Below are 20,152 nucleotides of genomic sequence, written 5' to 3' on the forward strand. Positions count from 1 at the left end.
GGGATGAAATAAGAATATATGAAGTTAAGAAATTACTACTTCAGAATCCTAGTGGGCGAGGGAATTTATGCTCACTAAAAAATATTTTTGTAACCCTATTGTAATGTTCGTAAAATATCATATAATTGGAAAAGAAATGAATACATTACAGAATGGGGAAACGATTAACGATGATTTACGGCAAAGTTTTGACGACTGCAGCATTGACTGCAGCTTTGGCTCTTGGAGCAGTTTTACCGGCTGGCGCAGCTTCTGCGGCTGCACTTACTGAGGACAACTCCTACCGCGTTTTTGGCAGCGACCGCTATCAGACAAGCTTGGAAGTTTCTTGGTATGGCTGGGGTGATGGGGAGGCGGAAACGGTTGTCGTTGCAACAGGCGCTGATTTCCCGGATGCTTTGGCTGCAACACCGCTTGCATCTTCTCATCTAGCTCCACTTCTTTTGACGAAAAAAGATTCTTTGCCTGCAGGATTTGCGGAGGAGCTGAAGCGCTTGGGCGCGAAAAACGTTATTTTAATCGGCGGAACTGGAGCGGTTTCTGAAAAAGTCAAAAATGAAATCGCGAAGCTCGGCATTACAGTGGATCGCATCAGCGGGAAGAGCCGCTACGAAACTGCAGTGAAAATTGCTGAAGAACTAGGGATGGACGACTCGTTGTTCGTTACGACTGGCGCAAACTTTGCCGATTCTTTGTCGATTTCCCCAGCGGCGGGTTATATTGAAGAACCGATTTTGTTGGTACCCGCTTCAGGCAAAGTTCCAACGGTAGTGGCGGATTATATTAAAGCCAACCAGCCGGAATGGCCATTTATCATCGGCGGTGAAAAAGCGGTCGCTTCGTCAGTGGAAGATTTGTTCACTGAAGAACCGTTGCGCCTTGCAGGTGTCAGCCGTTATGACACAAACCAGGCAATCAATGATTTCATGTATGAAAATGAGTTGTATGATGAAACAGCTGAAATCTATATCGCGACGGGTACGAATTTCCCGGATGCATTATCGGGAAGCGCACTCGCTTCGCTTTATCCAGATCCGCTTGTATTGACTGCCCCAACTCCTACAGCAGCGTCTAAACAACAGATTCAGGATTATTCGACACCGGATACTTTCTACAACATTCTTGGCGGTGAAAAAGCCGTTTCATCTGACACATTGAAAAAATTGTTCGCAAAATAATACCTGAAAAATGCCTGCCATCTGGCGGGCATTTTCTCTCATTAAAAGCAAAAGGCTATTTCTTGTATAGAAGATTAGGTATAATGAATCCGTTGCAAGAAATAAAGTGAGCAGCAATTGACGGAGGTACCAATGGAAAAAGAAATGGCGTTATTCGGGAAACGAGTGGAAGAAGAAAAATATATGATTGCCCAATTAATCCAGGAAGAACGCCTGGCCGCTTTACCGGAGAAAGTTGTGGAAGAAAACCGCAAATTTTCGGAGCTGGTGTTGCAAGAGCGCGTTCGCTTTATTGAACTGCTTGGAAAATCCTTGCAGAATAGCTGCCGCGAAGAAGAAATCATGGCAGACATGGCTGAGTGGGGAACCGCCACCGGGAATTTTTTCTTGGAGCATGGCATGACCTTGGATGTGGCGCTTGCTGAAACGGCGCTGTACCGGAAGCACATTGCGACCTTAATTAAAAGTGAAGGCCGGCGTTCGGCTATTTCCCCGGAAATAACTTATGATGCGGCGGAATTATTGCATGCGCTTCTGGACCATGCGACATATTCCTATACACATGCGTATACGACTTCCTATCAGCGCAAACTCTCAACAGCACGCCAGGAGTTTCTGGAACTGTCGGCGCCTGTCGTTCCAATCAGTGATTCAGTCGCCATTTTGCCGCTTGTCGGCAGCATCGAAATCGACCGGGCGCGTTATATTTTGGAGCGCACGCTCTTGTCGGCCAGTGAATTGGAGATCAGCACATTGATTGTCGATTTATCAGGGGTCATCCGTGTGGATACGATGGTGGCGGAACAAGTCATCAAAATCATCCAGTCGCTCGGGCTGATCGGCGTCGAAGCGGTGTTGACGGGAATCCGGCCGGAGACGGCGCAATCCTTGACTGCGCTCGGCGTGGATGTGCGGACCTTGAACATCGGGGGCAGCTTGAAGCGCGCCTTGGAAAACGTCTATAATTAAAAAAACTTCGCGGACCCTGAAACGGGTCTGCGAAGTTTTTTTTAATTGGTGACCACGTCCTGTTTAGCGGACGGCAGGAATTGCTGCAATGTGGCGATTTCTTCTTCCGTTAAAGCGAGCATCGGCAAGCGTACGCCGCCGACCGGTACGCCCGATAGGTTGAGTGCGGCTTTGACCGGGCTCGGGCTCGGTGCCGCGAACAAGGCTTTCATGGTCGGCAATAATTTGCGGTGAAGCGCCGCGGCGCCGGCTGTATCGCCCATCCGGAACAATTTGATCATCTCTTGCATTTCGTTGCCGATGATATGCGCAGCAACCGAGACGATGCCCGTTCCGCCGACAGAAAGCATCGGCAAGGTCAGGCTGTCATCGCCGCTGTAGACAGCGAAGTCGCTGCTTGTGCGTTCGATGATTTCAGAAGCGGCATCCAGATCTCCGCTTGCTTCTTTTACGCAAGTGATATTGTCAATAAGCGACAGGCGGACAATTGTATCGACCGATAGATTGACGACGCTGCGGCCCGGAATGTTATAGAGCATGACCGGAAGCGTCGTCGCGTTTGCGATCGCTTCAAAATGGCGGTACATGCCTTCTTGTGACGGTTTGTTATAGTAAGGAGTGACGAGCATGATGCCGTCGACGCCTGCTTGCTCTGCTTGCTGGGTCAAGGCGACCGATGCACGCGTGTTGTTCGAGCCGGTGCCTGCGATGATTTTCGCGCGCCCGTCTGCCACGGTGACGACGTGGACGAACAGCGCCACTTTTTCATCTGTCGACAAAGTCGGCGATTCGCCGGTTGTCCCGGCGACGACGATGCCGTCCGAACCGTTATTGATTAGATATTCCACGAGATTTGTTGTTGCCTGAAAATCGATTTCACCGTCTGAGTCGAATGGCGTCGCCATCGCAGTGATCACTTGACCGAATTTCATAGAGAACACACCCTTTTCTAAGTTTTTTTCAAAATTTAGAGGTGGGGGCCGGTCCGGAGTAAACAAAAAGGCAGCAACGGGGGCCCGTTGCTGCCGTTAGAAACAATGTTTACCAATCGTTCCTGTTCGTCAGATAGCCCTCCATATAGTTTCCTATATGACAGTCCTGCACTTATTCAGTGCAGAACCAGCGCACAGGAATATGAGCATCCTGCCGCTTCGGCAAATCCCCCTTTCGGCAATCGTCCCAAGAGCTCATACTCCTCGGATTGCGTACTGATGGTTTTTGCGCCTCTATCCTCGCTCCGCTAAGGAAGCAAGAAATTATTGAATTAGCTGTAATATAACAGAAAGAAATGGGAATGGCAAGAGAAAAAGCATTTTTTATTTTGAAATATGTGGGAGAAGAAGACAGTTCACGAATTTAGTGCAGCAGAGACAAGGAGGCATTCAGATGGACGATCATCAAATGGACCGGCAACTGAACATTCATACGGGGGGCGAGCAGATGGGCTTTAATGCGTCGATGCATGAACACCGTTTCGAAGTGACGCCCTATGCGTGGCTCGACAGATTGTTCAAGGCACATCCGCTGAAAGGACAAGACAGGCTGGTCGATTTCGGAAGCGGCAAGGGCCGCCTGAACTTTTTCGCGCATCATGTGTTTGGGACGCCGTCGGCAGGAGTGGAAGTCGACCCATCGCTGCATGAGGCCTCGCTCCGGAATTTGCAGCGCTTTAAAGGCAAAGCGGACATCGAGTTCATCAACGGCTATGCGCAGGATTATGAAATCCAGCCACAGGACCGCTGGTTTTATTTTTTCAATCCGTTTTCCGATCCTGTTTTCATGACTGTGATGAACAGGATTTTGGCATCGGTGGCCGACTATCCGCGCGAAGTCGAAGTGATTTTATTCTATCCGGCCATCGAGTATACCGATTTCCTTGAGCGGCGCACTGCTTTTGAATTAATCAGCGACATTGCGCTTCCGGCCGATATGGAAGACGCGCGCGAACGATTTGTGGTCTATCGTTTGCCGAGATGGGATTAAAGTTTCCGCTGGAACGGGTATAGCTTTATAAAAATGGATGCGGAAAGAGGGTTTCGGTTATGAAATGGAAAGGGCGAGCGGGCAGCAGGAATGTAGAAGACAGGAGAGGGCGCAGTGTCGGCGGCCCGGTTCTGGCCGGCGGCGGGATCGGCGGCTTGCTGATTGTCTTGCTGATCACGTTTCTCGGGGGCGATCCCGGAGCGATACTTGGCGATGGCGGCGGGGCTTCCAGTTCGGAGCCATACGTGGCGAGTGAGCGGGAAGAAGAACTGGCCGATTTCGTATCGGTTGTCCTTGCGGATACGGAAGAGGTGTGGGCCGAAGTGTTCGCCGAAGAAGGGATGGAGTACGTTGAGCCCACTTTGGTGCTGTTTTCGGGAAGCGTCCAGTCAGCGTGCGGCATGGCCGGCTCTGCGACAGGGCCGTTTTACTGCCCGGCGGATTCCAAGCTGTATATCGACTTGAGCTTTTACGATGAACTCGAGCGCCAGTTCAACGCACCGGGTGATTTCGCGATGGCGTATGTCGTCGCGCACGAAGTCGGCCATCACGTGCAGAACTTGCTCGGCGTGCTCGGGGATGTCCAGCAGGCGCGCAATCAGCTGAGCGAGACCGAATACAATCGATTGCAAGTGCGCCTGGAACTCCAGGCGGATTATTTGTCCGGGGTATGGGCGCATCATGCGCAAGGCATGGGCTATTTAGAGGAAGGCGACCTGGAAGAAGCCTTGGCTGCGGCCAGTGCGGTCGGGGACGATGCGATCCAGAAGCGGACGCGAGGCTACGCCGTTCCGGAAAGCTTTACGCATGGCACATCCGAACAGCGCAAGGAATGGTTCTATAAAGGCTTCCGCGCTGGTGATTTGAATGAGGGCAATACGTTCAACGCGCCTGGATTATAGGCTTTCGAAAAGATTGATATTTTGCGCTGGGTGATTCATTATAATGAATAGACAGTCTTTTTCATCGGCAACCGATATGAAGAAGAAATCTTATTCTATGAAGGAAGTACACTCATGACAGAAGAAATAATGACGGAAGACAATATCACCCGTCTCGAAGTGGACGGCAAACAATTGATTTTGATCGGTACCGCGCACGTCTCCAAACTGAGCGCAGAGCAAGTAAAGGAAGTCGTCGAACGCGAACGTCCGGATTCGGTGTGCATCGAACTCGACGCCCAGCGTTACGAGTCGGTCACGCAGGATAAGAAATGGAAGGAAACCGATATTTTCAAGATCATCAAGGACAAGAAAGCGAGCCTGCTGTTGATGAACTTGGCCATCTCGTCGTTCCAGAACCGTCTGGCCGACCAGTTCGGCATCAAGCCGGGATCTGAAATGATCCAGGGCATCCGTTCGGCGGAAGAAACGGGAGCGGAACTGGTCCTTGCCGACCGCAATATCCAAGTGACGTTTTCGCGCATTTGGGGCAATATCGGCTTGATGGGCAAGGTCCAGCTCATTTCTTCCGTATTTTTCAGCATTTTCAGCAAGGAATCGATTTCGGAAGAGGAACTCGAGAAGATGAAGCAGCAGGATACTTTGAATGCGGTGATGGATGATTTCACTAAAGCATTCCCGCGCATCAAAAAGCCGCTCATCGACGAACGTGATCAGTATTTGGCGCAAAAGATCAAAGAAGCACCCGGCAAGAAAATCGTTGCGGTGCTTGGTGCCGCACATGTACCGGGCATCACGCGGGAAATCCATCGCGAGCAGGATTTAAAGGCGCTCAATGAAGTGCCGAAAAAATCGAAATGGCCGAAGATTATCGGCTGGGCCATTCCTGTGATTATTTTGTCCATTATCGCTTATACATTCTATGCGAACCCGGCGGCTGGCTTAGACCAAACCATCAGCTGGATTCTTTGGAACGGCACGCTTGCCGCAATCGGGGCAGCGGTCGCATTCGGCCATCCGCTGGCGATTCTCACAGCCTTTGTCGCTGCACCGATTTCCTCGCTCAATCCGCTCGTTGCGGCGGGCTGGTTTTCGGGGCTCACGCAAGCTTTTGTCCGCCGCCCGAATGTCGGGGATTTCGATACCTTGTCAAAAGACGTCTTCACGGTCAAAGGCTTTTGGGACAATAAAGTGACAAGGGTCTTATTGGTCATCGTCTTGACCAACCTGGGCAGTTCGCTCGGCACATTCATCGGCGGCGCGGACGTGTTGCGGCTGTTTTTCGAAAACCTATAAACGGGTTCATGTAGAAACTGGTACAAAGATATCAGAAATTAGAAAAGCCGGAGAAAAAGAGCCTCTTTTTCTCCGGCTTTTCTAATTTCGAACTAACTTTTCAGCACTTTCTGGATTCACAAGAGCTGATGGAAATGGAGACGGTGACTCCTGCGGGAGCAGTGACGGAGCAAAGCGGAGGAGCGACGCGAGCTGAAGACCCTGGACTGAGCGCAGCGAGGGAAGCGGCTGAAGCCGTGCCCGCGGAAAGCGTCCGTCGCAATGGACATCAGCTTTTCTTTTGGGATAGGTTTTTTATTAGTAATTCCATATAATAAAAATGAACAAAAAGCATCAAGAATGAATGATTTTTATTAAAAAAAGGAGTATAACTAAAGTATAAAACCGAACGGAGGCGCATGGAGATGGATCTGCTGTTGATGGGGATCTTATTGTGGTCGCTGGTGATTGCCGCATTACTGCTCGCGTTGTACGGAGTTTGGAAACGATCGTGGAAAGCGTTGTTTTGGGGAGGGCTTGCATCACTTTTGCCGATGGGCCTGATTTTCATGGGAGATGACAGCTGGGTATTCAAATTGAGCATCGTGCCGCCGCTCTTGCTGTTTATCGGAGCCTATTACCTGAAGCAGCAACGCCCTCAAAAAGTTTGACCGAAAACCGGCCGAAAAAAATCGGCCGGTTTTCGAGTGTTTAAAGTGGTACTTTCCGATTCCTGGTTATACAATAGTTATACAACAATCGGAGGGAGCAAATCCTTATGCAGTACATACTCGAACGCAGTAAACTATTCATTTTTTTGATTTTGATCCTTATGCTCGTGGGTGTTTATACATTTCTTACACTGCCACAGCGTGAAATTCCTGAAACGCCTCCAGGGCTTGTGCTGGTCTCTACAATCTTGCCTGGCGCGCAGCCGGAAGAAGTGGAAACGAGCATCACAAACCCGATTGAAAGAGAATTGCAAAGCATCGACGGCATCGCTTCGATGGATTCCATTTCAGCGAATTCGGCTTCCATCATTACGCTGGAAATCGAAGATGGGGTGGAACCTGATGGCTTGATCAACACGATCCAGCAGCAAGCACAGCGCGCAGCCGGCAGTTTCCCGGAACAAGCGCAGGATGTCAGCGTCGAAAAGCTCGACCTGACGTTCCCGCTGGTGTCCTATATGTTTTACGGAGACGAAGCGGAACTGGCTGAACTTGAGGGGCCGCTCGCGGACTTATCGGATGAAGTAGAAGCGGTATCCGGTGTCGCCGGTACGCAAATCAAAGGGCTGAACAGCCAGCAAGTGCTGATTGAACTTGACGGCGATGCGCTGGCAGAAAATCAATTGCAGCCATTCGAAGTGCTTGAAAGCCTGCAGCAAGCAAATCAGCCGCTGTCCCTTGGGACCCATAGCGACGGCGAGCAGCAATTCGTCTTGACCGTGCAGCAAAGCCAAGGCATCGAAAAATTGCGTGAGCTGCAAGTCGGGCAAGCCGCCGTCCCGCTCGCTGATGTGGCGTCGGTCGAATTGGCCGAAGTTCCGGCGGAAGACATCGTCACGTTCGAAGGCGAGCCGGCGGTTTCCTATACAGTGTTTTTGCAGGCGGGGCAAGATGTGCCGTCTGTCGATGACCGCGCAAGCGAAGTGATCGACAGCTTCACTGAAGACTTGCCGGCTGGCATCTCGGCTGAACGCTATGTATCCCAGGCTGAGAACGTCAACGAGATTTTCAACTCGCTTTATGTTTCGCTGTTGATCGCGGTGCTCGCGGTCTTGGTCGTCACAACTGCGGGACTGACGCTGTACGGTGCGTTTGCCGTCGCGCTGACGGTGCTCGCCTCGGTGCTGATCGGGCTCATCCCGATTCCATCGCTCGGGGTCGATTTAAACCAGATTTCCGTCATTGGCTTGATCATCGCGATCGGGATCTTGGTCGATGACAGCATCGTCGTCAACGATAATATCCAGCGCCGCTATAAGCTCGGCGACAACGCAATGGCCGGGGCCATCAACGGTGTTCGGGAAGTCTACCCGTCGATCGTGTCGTCCAGTCTGGCAATCGTCGTCACGTTTTCTCCGCTGTTATTGTTATCCGGCGGAAACGGCGCATTCATTAAAGCGCTGCCGAGTATTTTGATTACGACCATCTTGGCTTCGACGGTACTGTCGATTACGCTCGTGCCGATGATGCAATATTTGCGCACGAAACGCAAAAAACGCAAAATTTCCGATACGCCGGGCTTCCTTGGCAAGCCGCTTGAAAAGCTTGCGCAAGTGTATTCCGGAAAAGTGCTGAAAGGCGTCTTGAAACGCCCTTGGCTGACAGGGATCGGCGGGTTGGTTATTGCGACCGCGCTTCTATCGCTCGCTTTGTTCACGCCGTTCGAATTCTTCCCGGAAGCGGACCGTGAGGAAGTGACGATGAACGTGCGGCTCGCGGAAGGCACAACAATTGAAGAAACCGATGCGTTCATCCGTGAAGTGACGCAGGAAGTGGCACAGGAAGACGGCGATGTGAATGAAACAGCTGTCTTCACCGGTGAAGGCTTGCCGAATTTGTTTGCTTCATCCATGGACAACACAGGCGCCAATACGGGCCAAGTGGCGTTCCGCATCGACCGTGAAGCGACTTCCGCTTCTGCGTTCATCGATAAATGGGAGCCGGAGCTTCGCGAACGCTACCCCGATGCAGAAATCTTCCTCGACACGATCGTCCAAGGGCCGCCAGTCGGCGCACCGGTGACCGTGACGGCGACAGGTACAGATATCAATGAACTCGCAGCGCTGCGCGACACGCTCGAAGAAGAGATGCTCGCAAACGGCGCGACCGTCGTGACCGATAACCTCGGCGCTGCGGTTCCGGCGATTGAATATGTGCCGGAGCAGGGCGTGCTTGAGGACAATGGCATTGCCTTGTCGACGGTCACCAATCAATTGCAGCTTCTGACGCAAGGCGTCCCGCTTTATACGCTGTATGAAGGACAAACCCCTTATGAAGTCGTCTTGAAACAAGCGGGCATCACAGAAGGCGAACCGATCGACCTTGCTGACTTCAGTTTGCCGGCCTCCAGTTCCGGTGAAGAAGCAGAAACCGGCGGTGAAGCAGGGCCGCCTGCTGCCGCACAGCCAGGACCGCCTGAATTGATCGGGCTGGACGAATTATTGACGGCACAGGAAACGACGGCGCTTGCACAAGTGCCTCATAAATCAGGGGACCGTGCTATTACGCTCCGTGCGTTTGGCGAAGCGGATGATTTCGAAGCACAGATGCTCGAAGTCGTCGATAACGCTCGCGCGGACTTGCCGGCCGGCTATGAATTGTCGACTGGCGGCGAGAATTCCGACCAGGAAGCATTCTTTGCTGAAATCGGTATTTTGTTCCTAGTCGTGCTATTGCTCGTTTACCTGGTCATCGCATTCCAGTTCAAGTCGTTCGGCTTGCCGTTCCTTGTATTGATCGCCGTCTATCTCGGCATCTCGGGCGCGATTCTCGGATTGTTCTTGACGCAGACGCCGCTCAGCTTCCTGGGCGTTATGGGAATCGTCTCCTTAACGGGGATCGTCGTCCGGAATGCGGTCGTGCTCATTGACTTTGTCGAAGCGCGCCGCCTGACAGGAGATTTCAACATCGAAGAGGCGATCATCGAATCCGGATATGCACGCATCAAACCGATCGTGCTGACGTCCTTGACTTCGATTGTAGCGCTCTTGCCGGTCGCGTTTTCCGGCGATCCGTTGTTTGAACCGCTGGCTGTAACGATCATTGCAGGTCTCATGTTCTCGGGAATCTTCACGCTCGTCATGATTCCAGCCTTGTATTACTTGTTCAATCGCAAGAGCAAGAAACAAGCTGCCTGATGGAAAGCTGCAAGGTCTTCGGACTTTGCAGCTTTTTGTTTTTAGGGAGAGCAGAGTAAAGCTTGGCTGATGGGGTAAGCAGGAGAGAAAGGGCAATTTTTGAACGAAGGGGGCGATGCGCTTGGGGACATTGGAATTAGAAGCGCGGCATAGGAAACCGCTGCTCGCGGTCTTGATGGCCGGTGTGTTTGTGGCGATACTCAACCAGACGCTGCTCGCCACCGCTTTGCCGCATATCATGGAAGATCTCGATATCACCGCCAATACCGCACAGTGGCTGACGACGGTCTTCATGCTCGTCAACGGCGTCATGATCCCGATCACGGCTTTTTTGATCAATAAATACACGACCCGCCATTTGTTTTTTGCCGCGATGGGCTTGTTCGCGGCCGGAACAATCATCTGTGCGCTTGCACCGGGCTTTGCGACTCTGATGGTCGGGCGCATCGTCCAGGCATCGGGCGCCGGCATCATGATGCCGCTTGCCCAAACCGTGTTGTTCGTCGTCTTTCCGGTTGAAAAACGCGGCCAGGCTATGGGGATGTTTGGCTTGATCATTTCCTTCGCTCCGGCAATCGGCCCAACTTTATCCGGTTATTTGGTTGGTCAATACCCGTGGCGATCTTTATTCTATATCGTCATTCCGATTGCGCTCATTGATTTGGCGCTGGCGTACTTTTTCCTGCGCAATGTGACGGAACGGACGTTTCCAAAGATCGACATCTTGTCGATTATGCTTTCGACTTTGGGGTTCGGTGGTTTGCTTTATGGATTTTCGAGTGCCGGAGCCGCGGGCTGGGGCAGTACGTCGGTCATCGCATCGATCGGTGTCGGGGCCGTCGCTTTATGGTTCTTCATCAATCGCCAAGGCAAGCTCAAGCAGCCGATTCTGGAATTCCGCGTCTTTCAATACGGCTTATTCACATTGTCAACGATTCTCAGTGTCATCGTCTTCGTCACGATGATTGGCAGCGCCACGATCTTGCCGATCTATATGCAGGACATGCACGGATTCACGGCTCTTGAGTCCGGGCTCATGCTGCTGCCGGGGGCGATTATCATGGGGCTCATGAACCCGGTCGCGGGGCGGATTTTCGATAAAGTCGGCGGCAAATGGCTGGCGGTTGCCGGGCTGTCGATTGTTACCGGTTCGACCTTCCAGTTTACGGTGCTGACAGCCGAGACGGCTTTCGTTTATCTGACCGTCATGCACGCCATCCGCATGTTCGGTGTCGCACTCGTCATGATGCCCGTTACGACAGCGGGGCTCAATCAATTGCCGGACCACCTCATTCCGCACGGGACGGCGATGAGCAATACGATGCGCCAAGTATCGGGTTCCATCGGCACGGCGCTGCTGGTGACGATCATGACGAGCGCTGCACTCGACCCGGGCCGCTACGGCGTGGAAGGGTTAATCCGCGGGGTGAATATTTCGTTCATGGTAACAGGGGCATTAAGTGCCATAGGTATCGTATTGGCGTTCTTTATGAAAAATCCAAAGGCCCAGGAGCAAGGCGAGGGATGAGTGGAAGATGTCACAATATGTGCATTTACTTATCCTTTTAGATTTGGTAAGATGTCTGACGACAGACAATGAATGATAAAAACTTGTTCAATTTTCTGATAAAACTACTTTTAATGAGGTGAAGTTGTGAATTTATTGTGGGGCATCTTCGGCATCATCGTCGTTCTTGGAATCGCTTTCTTGTTCTCCGATGGGAAAAAATCCATCAAGCCGCGGACGATTCTCGGCGGATTGGCCATACAAATTACATTTGCGTTCATGGTGTTGGAATGGGAACTTGGCAGACAAGCATTGCTCGGCTTGTCGCAAGGCGTCCAGAACATCATCAACTATGCCGGTGAAGGGATCGCGTTCGTGTTCGGTCCTGCAGCTGACACCGAAGGATTCGGTTTCGTCTTCGCTTTCCAAGTGCTGACGATCATCATTTTCTTCTCGTCTTTAATATCTGTACTTTATTACCTGAACATCATGCAATGGATCATCCGTTTGCTCGGCGGGGCCTTGTCGAAACTGCTCGGCACGAGTAAAGCGGAATCGATTTCGGCATCGGCCAATATCTTCGTCGGCCAGACGGAAGCGCCGCTCGTTGTCCGCCCGTTCCTCCCGAACATGAGCAAGTCCGAATTGTTCGCGGTCATGACGGGGGGGCTTGCATCGGTTGCGGGTTCTACGCTTGCAGGCTATGCGCTTCTCGGTGTTCCACTTGAATACTTGCTTGCTGCCAGCTTCATGGCGGCTCCAGCCGGCTTGATCATGGCGAAAATCATGATTCCGGAACAGGAAGAAATTGAAGAAAAAGAGTTTGTCATGGAAAAAGACGATCGTTCGGTCAACGTCGTCGATGCAGCTGCACGCGGGGCTTCTGACGGCCTTCAGCTGGCATTGAATGTCGGGGCGATGCTCCTGGCGTTTATCGCGCTTATCGCGCTATTGAACGGTGTCCTCGGCGGCATCGGCGGCTGGTTCGGTGCTGAGAACATCACCATCCAAGGCATCCTTGGCTTTATCTTCGCGCCGCTTGCATTCGCCATCGGTGTGCCGTGGGAAGAAGCGGTTCAAGCCGGAAGCTATATCGGGCAGAAGCTCGTCTTGAACGAGTTTGTCGCCTATACGGCCTTTGCGCCGGAAATTGCGAACTTGTCCCCGAAAACGGTCATCATCGTGAGTTTCGCGCTTTGTGGATTCGCCAACTTCAGCTCACTCGCCATCCTTCTCGGCGGGCTCGGTGCGATGGCGCCAAGCCGCCGCCCGGAAATCGCGCGCCTCGGCATGCGTGCCATTGCAGCAGGTATGCTTGCGTCGCTTTTGAGTGCGGCAATTGCAGGGATGTTTGTTTAAGAAATAGCTTAATTGATGGGCAATCAAAAATCGCCTGCTCTCCTTTTCATCCATTGTGATGGTCGGGGAGCAGGCGGTTTTTTTCTCTCCAAGGCTTAGTCGGTCATCTTGAAATTAAAGGAGGTGCTTCAGTGCAGCCGCTTTTTTGAGCTGTTGCCTTTCAAGAGAAATGCCTTGACAGCGGGTTTTTTTAGGATTACACTTCTATCTTGGCTCACCTGATTTTTAGGCAGAGCGGGTAGGGAGAGGGCTAATTTCATAGAAGGTATGTCTTATGGCAAATTGGATGGACCGGTTTTTCGGTCTTAACGAAAACGGGACGACCATCAAGCGGGAAATGACAGCCGGCTTGATTGGCTTTTTCACCGTTGTGTACATCATCGCCGTCAATTCGCTCATTTTATCGGAGTCCGGCATGCCAATCGAGTATGCGATTATCGGTACCATCGCCGCGTCCGTCATCGGTGCGTTGTTGATGGGCTTTTGGGGCAATGCGCCCATTTTGCTCATTCCGGGCATGGGGATCAATGCATTGTTCTCCTATACGCTCGTCCAGTCGATGGGGCTGAGCTGGCAGGAAGCGCTTGCGGTCGTCTTTGTCTCGGGTGTCATTTTCGTCTTTGTTGCGTTTACGCGCTTTTCGAAAATGCTCAGCGAGGCCGTGCCGAATTCGCTGAAAGAAGCGATCACGGTTGGGCTTGGGCTGTTTCTGATGTTGTTAGGCCTTGAGAAAGGCGGCCTTGTCGGGCCAGGCGACGGGGCGATTCTTTCGCTCGGTTCGCTGTCGGATCCGCTCGTGCTGTCGACAGTCGTGACGTTTTTGCTCGCGATCATTTTATTCATCCGCAATGTGCCGGGGAATTTTCTGATCACCATTGTCCTGGGAACGGTCATTGCCTATTTCTTCGGCATGATCGATCTTGGCCAATTGAGTGAACCGGGCGTCAATACGGCGGAAGCGTTCGCCGTGTTCGGCGCGATGTCGTTCGGCAATTTCTTGTCGACGACGTTCTGGGTGGCCGTGTTTTCCCTAACCATGGTTTTGGTGTTTGAAAACATCGGCCTTGTCCACGGCCAAGTGAATTTCATCAATCGTCCGGAAAAATATTCGCGTGCGTTTCAGGCAACGTCGGTCTCGACAATGGCTTCGGGATTTCTCGGCACGAGCCCGACTGTGGCCAGTGTGGAAAGCGCGGCAGCGATGGCTGCTGGCGGCCGCACCGGTTTGACTTCGCTGACGGCCGGCTTTTTGTTTATGGGGGCAGCGTTCTTCATTCCGCTGATCAAGATCATTCCCGACAGCGCGATTGCGCCGATTTTGATCATCATCGGCGGGTTGATGCTGCAGAATATCAAGAATCTCGACATGAAGGACATGAGCGAAACCTTTCCGGCCTTGTTGATCATCGCGCTGATTCCGTTTACGTACAGCATTGCGGACGGCATTGCGATCGGGTTTATCCTGTACCCGGTGCTGAAAGTGGCGATCGGCAAATGGCGTGAAGTTTCCCCGGCTCTTTATGTGATTGCTTGTCTGTTTTTCGTCAATTACGTATTTCACGTGGTCGGCTGAAAAAGCTCATATTTTTAGACGTTTTGAACGAGTCGCTAAAATTAGAAAGTAACTACTTTTAACTAAGAGTCTATAAACTTGCTAAGTGTTTGTAGAAGCGTCCGCCCGACTTCGGTGGATCAGCGAGACGACCGAGGAGGCTTGGACGCGAGCCTGCGGAAAGCGGGCGGTTTAAGTTTCGGAAAACACGATTCAAGAATCCCAGACATGACAAACAGCGCATCCGGTTGATGGGTGCGCTGTTTCTTTGCTTTGGCATGTTATAATAAAATAAAAGGAGCGGATCACGATGCGCTATTTTAAATCGAATATGGAGAAACTGGTCAACCAGGAGCCGGAACTGAAAAAACGGCTCAAGGTCTTGATGAAGGAAATGGAGCTCGAGAAAAGCTTTGCGTTGAAGGCACTTTACCATTCTGAAGTGGCGGACAGCGGGCCATTCATGAAACAATACCAGGAACTCGACAAGCAATAAAGAAAAGCCATGCGCGAAGGAATCCTTCGCGCATGGCTTTTCTCATGGAATTATGATGTATGGGCTGTCTTGAATCCGTCGAGCCATTGCTGCCAGGATTCAAGTGTGGTGCCGATGCAGTACCGGTTGATTTTTTCATCATCGCAATCGATGCCTTGGCCGCCGAGCAGAAAATGAAGGCCAGGGGTGGCTTCAGAAAGTTCTTTGATGTACTGTTCTGCAACTGGGCGGCTTTTTGGCGTCATCACAGACATGCAAACCAATTTGAAGTCCTGCTTGGCTACCATTTCTGCCAGGCCTTCAAGCGGCGTGTCCGGCCCCGTATAGACGACATGGAAGCCGTTTTCACGCAGGAATAACGAGAACAGTAATAAGCCGAGCTGATGTTGCTCGCCGCTCGGGCTAAGTGCCAGCACTTTTGGCAAATGGGGCGCTACCGGGAAAATCCGGAAAAACTGATTGAAGCGCTGCTGGATGATGTTGGTGATCATGTGTTCATGTGCGACGCTGATTTGGCCATTTTCCCATTCTGCCCCGATCCGCACCATGAGCGGCGCGATGATATGGAAGAAGACGGTCTGGTGGTGGAATAGCGAAAACTTTAAATCGAGCAGGTAATTGAACCGGTCAATGTCAATCTCTACAGCGGCCTGGTACAGTTCTTCAATTTGCTTGGCATACTCAATAGGTTCAGCGGAATCGGCGACTTCAGGGTGGTAGAACTGTTTTCTGGAAGTGTGCAATTGCTTAACAGCTTCACTGATTTTCATGCCGTTTTCCTGGACTTGGATTTTCAGCCATTTCAAGTCTTCCAAGTTTTGGTCGGAATACAGGCGATGACCCGATTCTGTGCGCGCGGGCGTAATGGCGTTGTAGCGCGTCTCCCAGGAACGGATGGTCACTTTGGGCATGTCGAGTATTTTGGCAGCAGCTTTGATATTGTACATAGCATGACCTTCATTCCGTAGTTTTTTGTTATACAAAGATTATACAACCAACTATCCCCAGCGTAAAGCTATTGGCTTTCGCGAATAGCAGAAAAAGGCAAGAAAACACAAATCTATAGAGAAAGCTTGGGTTCGGAAAGTGTAAGGTCTTACAGTAGATCCTTTAAATGGAAAAAAGACAGTACAGTTTATCGGCTGTACTGTCTTTTTTCGAATATAAAAGTGATACATACTTATCGAATGGTGAGCATTTAATAGCAGTTTCGAATCATTGTTCAACGGCCCGCGCCTGCTTGGCGGATCTGGAACGCTGCCAGCCGGTGGTGATGACAAGTGTCGCCAACAGCAGCAGGAGCCCGAGAATGAACGGGAAAATGATGTTAATGTCGAACAAAATGCCGGCGAGCAGTGGGCCCATGACATTGCCGATGCTCATATAGGCGTTGTTCATGCCCATCGCAAACCCGACTTCGCCTTCTGCGAGTTTGGAAATCAATGTGTTCAAGACAGGGCGCAAAATCGATGTCGCCAGGAAGATGATCAGCGAGACCCCGAAGAACATGACGTAACTGCTTGCAAACAGTGATGCGAGAAAGCCGCCTGCTGCAACGCCAAGGAACGTGATCAATACGCCGATTTCGCCGAAGCGCGAGACGATCCGGTCGACGATGAATAACTGGACGATGACACTGACCGTGCCGGTGGCGGTGATCATGAAGGCGATATCTTTTGCGGTGGAATTGAATTGATTGTCGAGATAAAGCCCCAGGACGGATTCGTAGGCAAGCAAGCCGAAACTCATGACCAGCGTGATGACCAGCGGCAAAAAGTAAGGAACCGAAGTCGAGCGCGCAATCTTTTTGAACATCGATTCGGATTGCGTCATCGTCAAAGCGAGATCTGGATCCGCTTTTTCGGCGTCGCTGTCTTTCAGGACGAAGACGGAAAACAAGACCGCAGCGAGTGACACGAGCGCTGACACAAGAAACGGCAGCTTCAAACTGAAATCGGCCAGAAAGCCGCCGATCCCGGGGCCGATTACGATGCCGAGTGACATCGCGGCAGACACAAGGCTCGTGCCTTTAGCGCGCTGGTCGAACGTCGTGATGTCGGCGATATAGGCAAAAATCGCCGGCACGAGCATGGCGGCGCCGATTCCCCCGACGACGCGGGAGAAATACAGCACCCAAATAAAATCGGAAGCATAGAAAATGAACATCGATAAAGTCAGCCCGGCAAGGCCCCAGATGATCATGATGCGGCGGCCGTATTGATCCGCCCATTTCCCGGCAATCGGCGAGAAGAGGAACTGGGCAGCGGCGAAGATGGCGATCATCAAGCCGGCTGCCATGCCGCCTTGATCGATGGAAACGAGATACGACGGCAGGATCGGGATGATGATGCCGAAACTGGCGATGGCGATGAACATATTGATCATCAAGATCAGGATTTTTTTGCGTTGGTCTTTGGACATTGGAGTGCCTTCTTTCTTATATATATGTACACATGACAGTTATATTGACTTCCCCATATTATGGATACTTCCAAAGCTTGTCAATCACTTTGCAACAGCAAACGAACTTTCTTTTCTAGGAAGCCTAAAGCTTTTCCGCAACTAAGAACCGAAACGGGTTGAGCCGCCCTTATTCAAGGGTATAAGGTAATATCCAAGACCGATAAGGGGAAGGGGATGGCGATGGATCAACGACTGGAACGAATCAAACTCGCGGCTTTGCATGAACGGATTGTGACCGCGGAGCAGGCAGCCTCCTGGATCACGGATGGAATGTCGGTTGGGCTCAGTGGATTTACACGCGCAGGCGATGCCAAGGCAGTGCCGATCGCCTTGGCGAAGCGCGGGAAGGAGGAGGCGTTTCGAATTGATGTCTATACCGGCGCTTCGCTCGGCTCCGAAATCGAGGGGGGCTTCGCGCGGGCGGGCATTGTCCGGAAACGTGCACCGTATCAATCGGATCCCTTAATGCGTGCTTCGATCAATTCCGGGGGCGTGCAGTTTGTGGATCACCATTTATCCCAAACTACCGAATGGATTCGTGGAGGCGTTACGGGCCCTATGGATTTTGCCGTTATCGAAGCGCTTGGCATCACCGAGGACGGCTTGTTGATTCCCACTACTTCCGTCGGCAACTCGGTGGTATTCGCCCATCATGCGGAACAGATCATCATTGAGATCAATGCGGCACAGCCTATGGAACTAAAAGGGCTACACGATTGCTACGAACCGCAAGCGATCGGCTCACGCCAGCCGATTCCGCTCGTTTCGCCGCGGGACCGCATCGGCACGGCAGGCATCCCGATCGACCCGTCGAAAGTAAAAGGCATCGTCTGGACCGACCAAGCGGATTCGCCCTCACCGATCGAGCCGCCTGATGAGGAAACGGAGATCATGGCTGGGCATTTGCTTGATTTTCTGCGCGGTGAAGTGCGGGCAGGGCGTTTGAGCGAAAACTTGCCACCGCTTCAATCGGGTGTCGGATCCGTCGCAAATGCGGTGTTGCATGGTTTGATCGATTCGGAATTTAAAGGGCTGCAGCTGTATTCCGAAGTGCTGCAGGATGCTGTGTTCGATTTGCTCGATTCAGGCAAGGCGCTATTCGCTTCCGGGTCGGCAATCACCTTATCGAAGCCTTATATGGAAAGAATCTATCAAGATTTCGGACGCTACCGGGATCGTTTGGTGCTGCGGCCGCAGGAAATTTCCAATCATCCCGAAATCATCCGGCGCCTCGGGCTTATTTCCATCAATACGGCCCTGGAATTCGATTTATACGGCAATGTCAATTCGACTCATGTAACTGGGACGAAAATGATGAATGGCATCGGCGGGTCGGGTGATTTCGGGCGCAATGCCCAGCTCGCCATTTTCGTTACAAAATCCACTGCCAAGCTTGGGCGCATTTCCTGTATCGTGCCGTTCGCTTCCCACATCGATCACACCGAGCACGATGTGGACGTGTTGGTTACGGAGCATGGTTTTGCCGATATCCGCAATCTGGCGCCGCGTGAACGGGCGGAGCGGATCATCGCGAATTGCGTCCATCCCGATTACCGCCCTCAGCTGCAGGGGTACTTCAACAGGGCGATGGCTCAAGGGGGACATACACCGCATGTCCTGGATGAAGCTTTATCCTGGCATGCGAAGTATGTACGCGAAGGCACGATGTTAATGAAATCGCCATAATTGGCGGAAAACTGACGCGGCAGCTGCGAGCCTTCTTTTCTGTTCATGCAAAGTCATGTATACTGATACCACTAGAATTTTACTGGAGGCCCATGCGCGATGGAAAAAATTACACCCGGCCCGCTATTGGATGTGATGGGGGAATTATTCTCCGATGAAGTCTCGATAGCGGTATCTGATATGGAAGAATATACTTATTATCGCCCGAGCAAACGGATCGATTTGAAAATCAAGGCAGGGGATAAAGTGCGTGAAGGCACAATCGCCCATAAAGCGCTGACGACGGGGCAAAAAGCGTCGGAATTCATCAACCGTGAAGTGTTTGGCGTGCCTTATCACGGCATGGCGGTGCCGTTCGAAGAAGACGGCGTGCTCGCAGGCTGTGTCATGGCGATCTATCCGGCTTACACCGAAGGGAAGTCGGTCGTGACGGTGAAAAGCCCGGATGGCTGGAAGCCGATCCCGTTCACCGACGTCCGTTACCTCGAAGTGAAAGACAGAAAAACACATGTCCACGCTGCGGATTTTTCCGGCACGAATAAAAACTCGCTGCAGGAATTCGAATATTTACTGCCGAGGGATTCGTTCATCCGCTGCCACCGGTCGTTTATCGTCAACGTTCATCATATAGAAGAAATTCATCCCGATACCCATTCCACATTCGTGCTGGCCATGGATAACGGAGACCGCCTGCCGGTCAGCCAATCGTATTCCAGTTATTTCCGGAAACTACTCGGCTTCTGAGAACGCATGAAAATGCTGTCTCGGACAGCCGATTTTCTGTTTTACCCAGGATATGTACTCTTCCATTCGGATATCCCCTTTTACGCTTTACCACAAGTTAATATTATCTAATAATCAGACAAATAGATTGGGTGTTTTGCATCCTGTCTTTTTTAATGGAAGAAAAGTAC

Annotated in this window: 16 protein-coding genes and 1 riboswitch; of the genes, 13 read left to right on the forward strand and 3 right to left on the reverse strand. The window is 51.7% G+C overall.

Features of this window, described 5'->3' with window-relative positions:
* The first annotated feature begins 152 nt into the window (after positions 1-152).
* Together AB9R92_RS10935 and AB9R92_RS10940 are read left to right on the forward strand one after the other, a co-directional pair.
* Positions 153-1,178 (forward strand): cell wall-binding repeat-containing protein, encoded by a 1,026-nt coding sequence (locus AB9R92_RS10935; RefSeq protein ID WP_370669479.1) that lies wholly within the window; start codon positions 153-155, stop codon positions 1,176-1,178.
* Positions 1,179-1,310: 132 nt separating this feature from the next.
* Entirely contained in the window at positions 1,311-2,147 is an 837-nt protein-coding gene (locus AB9R92_RS10940; protein WP_370669480.1) for an STAS domain-containing protein, read from the forward strand.
* A 41-nt stretch (positions 2,148-2,188) separates the two neighbouring features.
* On the opposite strand, the gene dapA is transcribed toward AB9R92_RS10940, so the two are convergent.
* The gene (dapA, locus tag AB9R92_RS10945; protein ID WP_370669481.1) at positions 2,189-3,079 is read right to left on the reverse strand and encodes a 4-hydroxy-tetrahydrodipicolinate synthase; all 891 of its coding nucleotides are present in this window, start codon (positions 3,077-3,079) and stop codon (positions 2,189-2,191) included.
* 126 nt (positions 3,080-3,205) lie between these two features.
* Positions 3,206-3,384, reverse strand: a riboswitch (Lysine riboswitch).
* Between the two features lie 149 nt (positions 3,385-3,533).
* On the opposite strand from dapA, the gene AB9R92_RS10950 reads away from it, so the two are divergent.
* The 9 genes from AB9R92_RS10950 to AB9R92_RS10990 all read left to right on the forward strand — a co-directional run bounded on the left by AB9R92_RS10950 (position 3,534) and on the right by AB9R92_RS10990 (position 15,089).
* Positions 3,534-4,130: a class I SAM-dependent methyltransferase gene (locus AB9R92_RS10950; protein WP_370669482.1), complete on the forward strand. Its 597-nt coding sequence runs from the start codon at positions 3,534-3,536 to the stop codon at positions 4,128-4,130.
* A 59-nt stretch (positions 4,131-4,189) separates the two neighbouring features.
* On the forward strand, positions 4,190-5,032 hold the full coding sequence (gene ypfJ / locus AB9R92_RS10955) for a KPN_02809 family neutral zinc metallopeptidase (protein ID WP_370669483.1): 843 nt from the start codon (positions 4,190-4,192) through the stop codon (positions 5,030-5,032).
* Between the two features lie 129 nt (positions 5,033-5,161).
* A complete protein-coding gene (locus tag AB9R92_RS10960; protein WP_370670098.1) occupies positions 5,162-6,328 on the forward strand; it encodes a TraB/GumN family protein in 1,167 nt (388 codons plus the stop codon).
* 404 nt (positions 6,329-6,732) lie between these two features.
* Positions 6,733-6,978, forward strand: coding sequence for a hypothetical protein (locus AB9R92_RS10965; RefSeq protein WP_370669484.1), 246 nt, complete (start codon positions 6,733-6,735; stop codon positions 6,976-6,978).
* Between the two features lie 107 nt (positions 6,979-7,085).
* Positions 7,086-10,175 (forward strand): efflux RND transporter permease subunit, encoded by a 3,090-nt coding sequence (locus AB9R92_RS10970; RefSeq protein ID WP_370669485.1) that lies wholly within the window; start codon positions 7,086-7,088, stop codon positions 10,173-10,175.
* A gap of 175 nt (positions 10,176-10,350) precedes the next feature.
* Entirely contained in the window at positions 10,351-11,703 is a 1,353-nt protein-coding gene (locus tag AB9R92_RS10975) for a DHA2 family efflux MFS transporter permease subunit (RefSeq protein ID WP_370670099.1), read from the forward strand.
* A gap of 126 nt (positions 11,704-11,829) precedes the next feature.
* The gene (locus AB9R92_RS10980) at positions 11,830-13,041 is read left to right on the forward strand and encodes a NupC/NupG family nucleoside CNT transporter (protein WP_121298837.1); all 1,212 of its coding nucleotides are present in this window, start codon (positions 11,830-11,832) and stop codon (positions 13,039-13,041) included.
* A 274-nt stretch (positions 13,042-13,315) separates the two neighbouring features.
* Positions 13,316-14,614: an NCS2 family permease gene (locus AB9R92_RS10985; protein ID WP_370669486.1), complete on the forward strand. Its 1,299-nt coding sequence runs from the start codon at positions 13,316-13,318 to the stop codon at positions 14,612-14,614.
* A gap of 289 nt (positions 14,615-14,903) precedes the next feature.
* Entirely contained in the window at positions 14,904-15,089 is a 186-nt protein-coding gene (locus AB9R92_RS10990; protein ID WP_370669487.1) for a hypothetical protein, read from the forward strand.
* Positions 15,090-15,139: 50 nt separating this feature from the next.
* Here the strand turns inward: AB9R92_RS10990 and AB9R92_RS10995 are convergent, their stop codons facing one another.
* Complete coding sequence (locus tag AB9R92_RS10995; RefSeq protein ID WP_370669488.1) at positions 15,140-16,036, reverse strand: MerR family transcriptional regulator; 897 nt, start codon at positions 16,034-16,036, stop codon at positions 15,140-15,142.
* A gap of 268 nt (positions 16,037-16,304) precedes the next feature.
* The gene (locus tag AB9R92_RS11000; RefSeq protein WP_370669489.1) at positions 16,305-17,510 is read right to left on the reverse strand and encodes an MFS transporter; all 1,206 of its coding nucleotides are present in this window, start codon (positions 17,508-17,510) and stop codon (positions 16,305-16,307) included.
* Positions 17,511-17,732: 222 nt separating this feature from the next.
* Here AB9R92_RS11000 and AB9R92_RS11005 point away from each other — a divergent pair, with 222 nt between their 5' ends.
* Both AB9R92_RS11005 and AB9R92_RS11010 read left to right on the forward strand, forming a co-directional pair.
* Positions 17,733-19,238, forward strand: coding sequence for a succinyl-CoA:acetate CoA-transferase ScpC (locus tag AB9R92_RS11005; protein WP_370669490.1), 1,506 nt, complete (start codon positions 17,733-17,735; stop codon positions 19,236-19,238).
* A gap of 99 nt (positions 19,239-19,337) precedes the next feature.
* Positions 19,338-19,982, forward strand: coding sequence for a LytTR family DNA-binding domain-containing protein (locus AB9R92_RS11010; RefSeq protein WP_370669491.1), 645 nt, complete (start codon positions 19,338-19,340; stop codon positions 19,980-19,982).
* The last annotated feature ends 170 nt before the right edge of the window (positions 19,983-20,152 follow it).

The organism is Planococcus sp. SSTMD024 (genome assembly GCF_041320495.1).
GTDB lineage: Bacteria > Bacillota > Bacilli > Bacillales_A > Planococcaceae > Planococcus.

Bases quoted from the DNA above. Each gene is read 5' to 3' on its own strand.
- AB9R92_RS10935 (WP_370669479.1), top strand. From the start codon at position 153: ATGGGGAAACGATTAACGATGATTTACGGCAAAGTTTTGACGACTGCA.
- AB9R92_RS10940 (WP_370669480.1), top strand. From the start codon at position 1,311: ATGGAAAAAGAAATGGCGTTATTCGGGAAACGAGTGGAAGAAGAAAAA.
- dapA (WP_370669481.1), bottom strand. From the start codon at position 3,079: ATGAAATTCGGTCAAGTGATCACTGCGATGGCGACGCCATTCGACTCA.
- AB9R92_RS10950 (WP_370669482.1), top strand. From the start codon at position 3,534: ATGGACGATCATCAAATGGACCGGCAACTGAACATTCATACGGGGGGC.
- ypfJ (WP_370669483.1), top strand. From the start codon at position 4,190: ATGAAATGGAAAGGGCGAGCGGGCAGCAGGAATGTAGAAGACAGGAGA.
- AB9R92_RS10960 (WP_370670098.1), top strand. From the start codon at position 5,162: ATGACGGAAGACAATATCACCCGTCTCGAAGTGGACGGCAAACAATTG.
- AB9R92_RS10965 (WP_370669484.1), top strand. From the start codon at position 6,733: ATGGATCTGCTGTTGATGGGGATCTTATTGTGGTCGCTGGTGATTGCC.
- AB9R92_RS10970 (WP_370669485.1), top strand. From the start codon at position 7,086: ATGCAGTACATACTCGAACGCAGTAAACTATTCATTTTTTTGATTTTG.
- AB9R92_RS10975 (WP_370670099.1), top strand. From the start codon at position 10,351: ATGGCCGGTGTGTTTGTGGCGATACTCAACCAGACGCTGCTCGCCACC.
- AB9R92_RS10985 (WP_370669486.1), top strand. From the start codon at position 13,316: ATGGCAAATTGGATGGACCGGTTTTTCGGTCTTAACGAAAACGGGACG.
- AB9R92_RS10990 (WP_370669487.1), top strand. From the start codon at position 14,904: ATGCGCTATTTTAAATCGAATATGGAGAAACTGGTCAACCAGGAGCCG.
- AB9R92_RS10995 (WP_370669488.1), bottom strand. From the start codon at position 16,036: ATGTACAATATCAAAGCTGCTGCCAAAATACTCGACATGCCCAAAGTG.
- AB9R92_RS11000 (WP_370669489.1), bottom strand. From the start codon at position 17,510: ATGTCCAAAGACCAACGCAAAAAAATCCTGATCTTGATGATCAATATG.
- AB9R92_RS11005 (WP_370669490.1), top strand. From the start codon at position 17,733: ATGGATCAACGACTGGAACGAATCAAACTCGCGGCTTTGCATGAACGG.
- AB9R92_RS11010 (WP_370669491.1), top strand. From the start codon at position 19,338: ATGGAAAAAATTACACCCGGCCCGCTATTGGATGTGATGGGGGAATTA.